Source organism: Streptomyces boluensis, from assembly GCF_009908195.1.
GTDB lineage: Bacteria > Actinomycetota > Actinomycetes > Streptomycetales > Streptomycetaceae > Streptomyces > Streptomyces boluensis.
Map to the genome: position 1 here is coordinate 1 of NZ_JAAAHS010000436.1, position 5,832 is coordinate 5,832.

The following is a 5,832-nucleotide window of genomic DNA, read 5'->3' on the forward strand; positions in this document are numbered from 1 at the left end:
CCGCCCGCACCTCGCGCCGTTCCCCCTCGAACCGTTCCCGCAGGCGACGGTCGTGTGAGACCACCACCAGCGTGCCCGCGTACGACGCGAGGGCCGCTTCCAGTTCCTCGGCGAGGGCGGGGGAGAGGTGGTTGGTCGGCTCGTCCAGGAGGAGTAGGTCGGCGGGGCGGGTGACCAGGCGGGCCAGGGCGAGGCGGCGGCGCTGGCCGACCGAGAGGCCGCGTACCGGAACGTGCAGGTCGGCCTCGCGGAACAGGCCGAGGGCGAGCAGCCGGTCGGTGTGCTCGGCGGGCGGCCCCTCGAGCCCCGCCGCGAACGCGTCGAGGAGCGGGAGCCGGGACGCGCCCTCCCCGTACCGGACCTCCTGCGGCAGGTGGCCGACGCGGGCCGGGATCGTCACCGTGCCGCGGTCCGGGGCGAGTTCACCCGCGAGTACGCCGAGGAGCGTGGACTTGCCCGCGCCGTTCGGGCCCGTCAGCAGGAGCCGCGTGCCGGGGGCGAGGCGCAGCTCGTCGACGCTGAGGCGGCCGTGCACGGCGATGTCCGTCAGCTCCACGGCCCGGACGAACGGGTGGTCGCCGCCCGTCACGTCCGCCGCGAACCGCAGCGGGTCGGGCGGCCGCGGCACCGGCTCGGCGCGCAGCCTGCGCAGCCGTTCGCGGGCGTTGCGCACGACGCCCGAGACCTGGCCCTCCACCGACCGCTGGTGCTTGGAGAACTTGGCGAAGCTGCTGCTGTCCCGCATCCGCCAGCCCGAACCGAGCCGGTCCGCGGCGCCCTCGGCGATCTTCTCCTGGCGGTCGACCTCGTCCCGCCACTCGCGGTACCGCTGCTCCCAGCGCAGCCGGGCGGCGGTGCGCTGCGCCAGGTAGCCGTGCCAGCCGCCGCCGTACCTGGCCACGGTGTGCCGGTCGCCGTCGACCTCGACGATCGCGTCCGCGACCCGGTCGAGGAAGACCCGGTCGTGGGTGACGGCGACCACCGTGCCGCGATGCCCGCGCAGCCGCTCCTCCAGCCAGCCGAGGGCCGAGGCGTCCAGGTGGTTGGTCGGCTCGTCGAGGAGCAGCAGCTCCGGCGCGGCCGCGAGCACGCAGGCGAGCGCGAGCCGCGCCGCCTCCCCGCCGGACAGCGAGCCGAGCGTGCGCCCGCGCCCCAGGTGCGGTACGCCGAGCCCGTGCAGGGCAGCGTCCAGGCGGGCGTCGGCGCGGTAGCCGTCGCGGGCCTCGAAGGCGGCCACCAGGTCGGCGTACGCGGCGAGTCCGTCCGCCGAGGCCGAGCCGAGGGACTCCTCGGCGGCGCGGATCCGTCGCTCCAGGTCCCGCAGTTCGGCCAGGGCCTCGTCCACCGCGTCCTGCACCGTGGCGTGCGGCGGCAGCTCAAGGGTCTGGGCGAGATAGCCCGTACCGCCGTCCGACACCACCGTCACCTCGCCGTCCGCGGGCACGGCGCGGCCCGCGAGGAGGCGGAGCAGCGTCGACTTGCCCGAGCCGTTCTCACCGATGACGCCGACGTGCTCGCCGGGCCTGACCGAGAGCGAGGCCCGCTCCAGGACGGGCCGCTCGGGGTAGCCGAACGACACGTCCCGCAGCACCAGTTGACTCACCCGAACCCCCTCGTTCGTACGCGGCCGTCTCAGGCGGGCTGGCCGAACAGCTCCCGCAGCACATCCTCCATCGTCACGAGCCCCGCGAGCCGGCCGTCCTGGCCGAGCACCGCCGCCACATGCGTACGGCTGCGGCGCATCGCGGTCAGCACGTCGTCGAGCGGCGTGGACTCACGGACGCGGGCGATCGACCGCATGTCCCGCACCTGGAACGGCAGGTCGCGCGGCGAGGCGTCCAGGGCGTCCTTGACGTGCAGATAGCCCACGATGCGGCGGCCGTCGTCGACGACGGGGAAGCGCGAGAAGCCCGAGCTCGCCGACAGCTCCTCCAACTGCTCGGGGGTGACGCCGATCTCCGCGTACACCACCCGCTCCAGCGGAAGCACCACGTCGTTCACGGGGCGGCGGCCCAGTTCCAGCGCGTCGTGCAGCCGCTCCTGGGCGCGGTCGTCGATCAGGCCCGCGTCGCCGGAGTCCTTGACGAGCCGGGCCAGCTGATCGTCCGAGAACGTCGCCTCCACCTCGTCCTTGGGCTCCACCCGGAGCAGCTTGAGCAGCGCGTTCGCGAAGGTGTTGATCGCGAAGATCACCGGGCGCAGGGCCCGCGTGATCGCGACGAGCGGCGGACCGAGCGTCAGGGCGCTGCGCACCGGCTCGGCCAGCGCGATGTTCTTCGGGATCATCTCGCCGAGCAGCATGTGCAGATACGTGGCCACGGCCAGGGCGATCACGAACGAGATCGGGTGCACCAGGCCGTGCGGCACGCCCACCGCGTCGAAGAGGGGTTCGAGCAGGTGCGCGATGGCGGGCTCGGCGACGATGCCGAGGACCAGGGTGCACAGCGTGATGCCGAGCTGCGCGGCGGCCATCAGGTGCGAGACGTGCTGCAGGCCCCACATGACGCTGCGGGCCCGCCGGTCGCCCTCATCGGCGTGCGGCTCGATCTGGCTGCGGCGCACCGAGATCAGCGCGAACTCGGCGCCCACGAAGAAGGCGTTGACCACCAGCGTGGCCAGGCCGATCAGGAGCTGTATCGCGATCATCGGTCACTCCCCGCGGCCGTGCCGCTCTCGCTGTCGCCGTCCCTGTCGCCCTTGCTCTTGCCGGGGCGTGCGGTGCCCCTGGGCGGTAGATCCGCGGGCGCGTGCAGCAGCAGGCGGGCCGCGCGGCGCCCGGCGGCGTCCACCACGTCGAGCTGCCAGCCGTCGACCTCGACGCCGTCCCCGACGGCCGGTATCCGGCCCAGCTCGGTGGCGACCAGACCGGCCAGCGTCTCGTACGGGCCGTCCGGCGCGCGAAGGCCGATCTTGGCGAGCTGGTCGGTGCGGGCGGAGCCGTCCGCGTCGTACAGGCGGCGCCCCTCGTCGTCGGTGCCGGCGGCGGCCAGGTCGGCGGTCTCGTGCGGGTCGTGCTCGTCGCGGACCTCGCCGACGACCTCCTCGACGATGTCCTCCAGGGTGGCGACGCCCGCGGTGCCGCCGTACTCGTCGATGACGACGGCCATGGTGCGCTTGCCGGAGAGCCGGTCCAGGAGCCGGTCGACGGTGAGCGTCTCGGGGACGAGCAGCGGCTCGCGCATGATCTCGCCCACGGGGAAGCGGGGCCTGCGCTCGGCGGGCACCGCGAGCACGTCCTTGATGTGCGCGACGCCGACGACCGAGTCGAGGTTGCCGCGGTAGACGGGGAAGCGGGACAGGCCGGTCGCGCGGGTCGCGGTCGCCACGTCCTCGGCGGTGGCCTGGATGTCGAGGGCCATGACCTGCACGCGCGGCGTCATCACGTTCTCCGCGGTGAGGTCCGCCAGGTTGAGGGTGCGGACGAACAGCTCGGCGGTGTCCGCCTCCAGGGCGCCCTGCTTCGCGGAGTGCCGGGCGAGCGCCGCGAGCTCCTGCGGGCCACGGGCCGAGGCCAGCTCCTCCGCGGGTTCGAGGCCGAGCCGGCGCACCGAGCGGTTCGCCGTGTTGTTGAGGTGCGTGATCAGCGGCTTGAAGGCGGCGCTGAACCAGCGCTGCGCGGTGGCCACGCGCTTGGCGACGGCCAGCGGCGAGGAGATCGCCCAGTTCTTCGGCACCAGCTCGCCGACCACCATCAGAACGATGGTGGACAGCACGGTGCCGATCACCAGGGCGGCGCTCTCGGCGGCGCCCTTCGACAGACCGAGGTCGTCGAGCGGTCCGGCGAGCAGCTTGCCGATCGACGGCTCGGCGAGCATGCCGATGACCAGACCGGTGACGGTGATGCCGAGCTGGGCGCCGGAGAGCTGGAAGGTGAGGCTGCGCACCGCCTTCAGGGCACTGTCCGCGCCCTGCTCGCCGTCGGCCACGGCGCGCTCCAGCTTGCTGCGCTCGACGGTGGTGAGGGAGAACTCTGCGGCGACGAACACGCCGCAGGCCAGCGTGAGCAGCAGGGCCAGGCCGAGCAGGAGCACTTCGGTCATCGGGTCACCTCCGTCCCATGATCGGGCAGAGGAGAGGTGGCCGCGCGACGTCGGCGGTATCGGCTACTGGGAGGCTCGCCCATGGATGGACGCTCACACCTTTCATTCGGATACGGGTACTCCACGCATGTGTACGGGAGCGGTCCACCCAGGGTAAAGGATCAGCAAAGGAAGGTGCTGAGTGGCCGGGTGCCGGTCAGCGCGCCAGCGGCTTGACCCAGCGGCGCCAGTGGTCCTCGCGGTGGTACCCGGCCGCCGCCCACGCCCGCTGCGCGCGCTCGTTCGCCTCCAGGACCATGGCGTCCCCGCGCCGCCCGCCAAGGGCGACGAACCGTTCCTCCGCGGCGTCGAGCAGGGCCGTCGCCACGCCCCGCCGACGGTGCGCGGGCAGGACGGCGAGCCGGTACAGGCTGCACCGCCAGCCGTCGTAGCCGGCGATCACCGAACCCACGAGGACGCCGTCCGCCTCGGCGAGCAGCAGGGCGCCGGGGTCGCGCGCGATGAGGCCGGTCACGCCCGCCTCGTCGTCGGAGACGCTGGTGCCTTCGGCGGCGTCCTTCCAGAAGGCGAGGACGGCGGCGGCGTCGGACGGTTCGGCGGTACGGATGTCGAGGTTGCTCATGTGCGGCAGCGAAGCACAGCGACGGCCGCCACCGCGACGGGGTTTCGCGGTACGGGACGACCGCCCCGGCAGGTTCGGGAGGAGCGCCCCGGCAGGATGCGGGACGACCGCCCCGGCAGGTTCGGGACGAGTGCCCGGCAGGGGGGTGCGGCGGTGCGTACGCAGGTTCGTATCATGTCCACTCCAGACCAACGGGGAGCGTGTACGGATGGAACAGCTGGCGCCTGACGAGCCCAGGGACATAGCCGGTTACCGCCTCCAGGCGCGGCTCGGGCAGGGCGGCATGGGCGTGGTCTACCTGTCGCACACGCGCGGCGGCCAGCCCGTGGCGCTGAAGGTGGTGCGCCGCGAGTACGCCCAGGACCCGCTGTTCAAGGAGCGGTTCAGCCAGGAGGTCGCCGCGGCCCGCCGAGTGCAGGGCCCGTACACGGCCGCCGTGCTCGACAGCCGCACCGAGAGCGGTGAACTCTGGCTCGCCACCGCGTACGTTCCCGGGCCGCCGCTCTCCGAGGCGGTCAGCCGGTACGGGGCCCTCCCGCTGCGCACCGTGCTGCAGTTGGCCGGCGGTATGGCCGAGGCGCTGCAGACCATCCACGGCGCGGGCATCGTGCACCGCGACCTCAAGCCGTCCAACGTGCTGCTCGCCGCCGACGGCCCGCGCGTCATCGACTTCGGCATCGCGCGCGCCGCCGACACCGCGGCGCTCACCGGCACCAACGTCGCGCTCGGCACACCCGCGTACATGTCGCCCGAGCAGGCCACCGGCGGCGACATCACCCCGGCCCTCGACGTGTTCGCGCTCGGCCTGGTGCTGCACTACGCGGTCAGCGGCACGCACGCGTACGGCGAGGGCCCCTCGCAGGCGATCCTGCACCGGATCGTCGCCAACGAGCCCGATCTGAGCGGCTGTCCGCAGGAGTTGCGCGGCCTGATCGAGAGCTGCCTCAGCAAGGACCCGGCGGCCCGGCCGTCCCCGGCGGAGATCGTCGAGCACTGCTACGCGGTCGCGGGCGCCGCCGGGCTCGACCGGTCCGAGGGCTGGTGGCTGCCGCCGAACGTGGCGCAGGCGGTGGAGCAGCAGGAGCACACCATGCGGATCGCGTCCTCCGCGCCGCCGGCGGCCCCCGTCGCCCACATGCCGACCCAGCCCCCGCACGCCCCGAACGCAGC

5 protein-coding genes are annotated in these 5,832 nt (G+C 73.7%); 1 reads left to right on the plus strand and 4 read right to left on the minus strand.

Going from position 1 to position 5,832, the window contains the following annotated elements; translation table 11 throughout:
• The 4 genes from abc-f to GUY60_RS33040 form a co-directional block, all read right to left on the minus strand.
• Positions 1-1,603: ribosomal protection-like ABC-F family protein (abc-f, locus tag GUY60_RS33025; RefSeq protein ID WP_161704615.1), on the minus strand; the 1,603-nt coding region annotated here is incomplete at its 3' end.
• A gap of 29 nt (positions 1,604-1,632) precedes the next feature.
• Positions 1,633-2,646, minus strand: coding sequence for a hemolysin family protein (locus tag GUY60_RS33030; RefSeq protein WP_161704617.1), 1,014 nt, complete (start codon positions 2,644-2,646; stop codon positions 1,633-1,635).
• The gene (locus GUY60_RS33035; RefSeq protein WP_161704619.1) at positions 2,643-4,040 is read right to left on the minus strand and encodes a hemolysin family protein; all 1,398 of its coding nucleotides are present in this window, start codon (positions 4,038-4,040) and stop codon (positions 2,643-2,645) included. The genes GUY60_RS33030 and GUY60_RS33035 overlap by 4 nt, the downstream gene beginning before the upstream one ends.
• Positions 4,041-4,236: 196 nt before the next feature.
• Positions 4,237-4,662: a GNAT family N-acetyltransferase gene (locus tag GUY60_RS33040; RefSeq protein WP_161704621.1), complete on the minus strand. Its 426-nt coding sequence runs from the start codon at positions 4,660-4,662 to the stop codon at positions 4,237-4,239.
• 208 nt (positions 4,663-4,870) lie between these two features.
• Between GUY60_RS33040 and GUY60_RS33045 the strand changes: the two genes are divergently transcribed.
• The coding region (locus tag GUY60_RS33045) for a serine/threonine-protein kinase (RefSeq protein WP_161704623.1) at positions 4,871-5,832 on the plus strand (962 nt) is incomplete at its 3' end.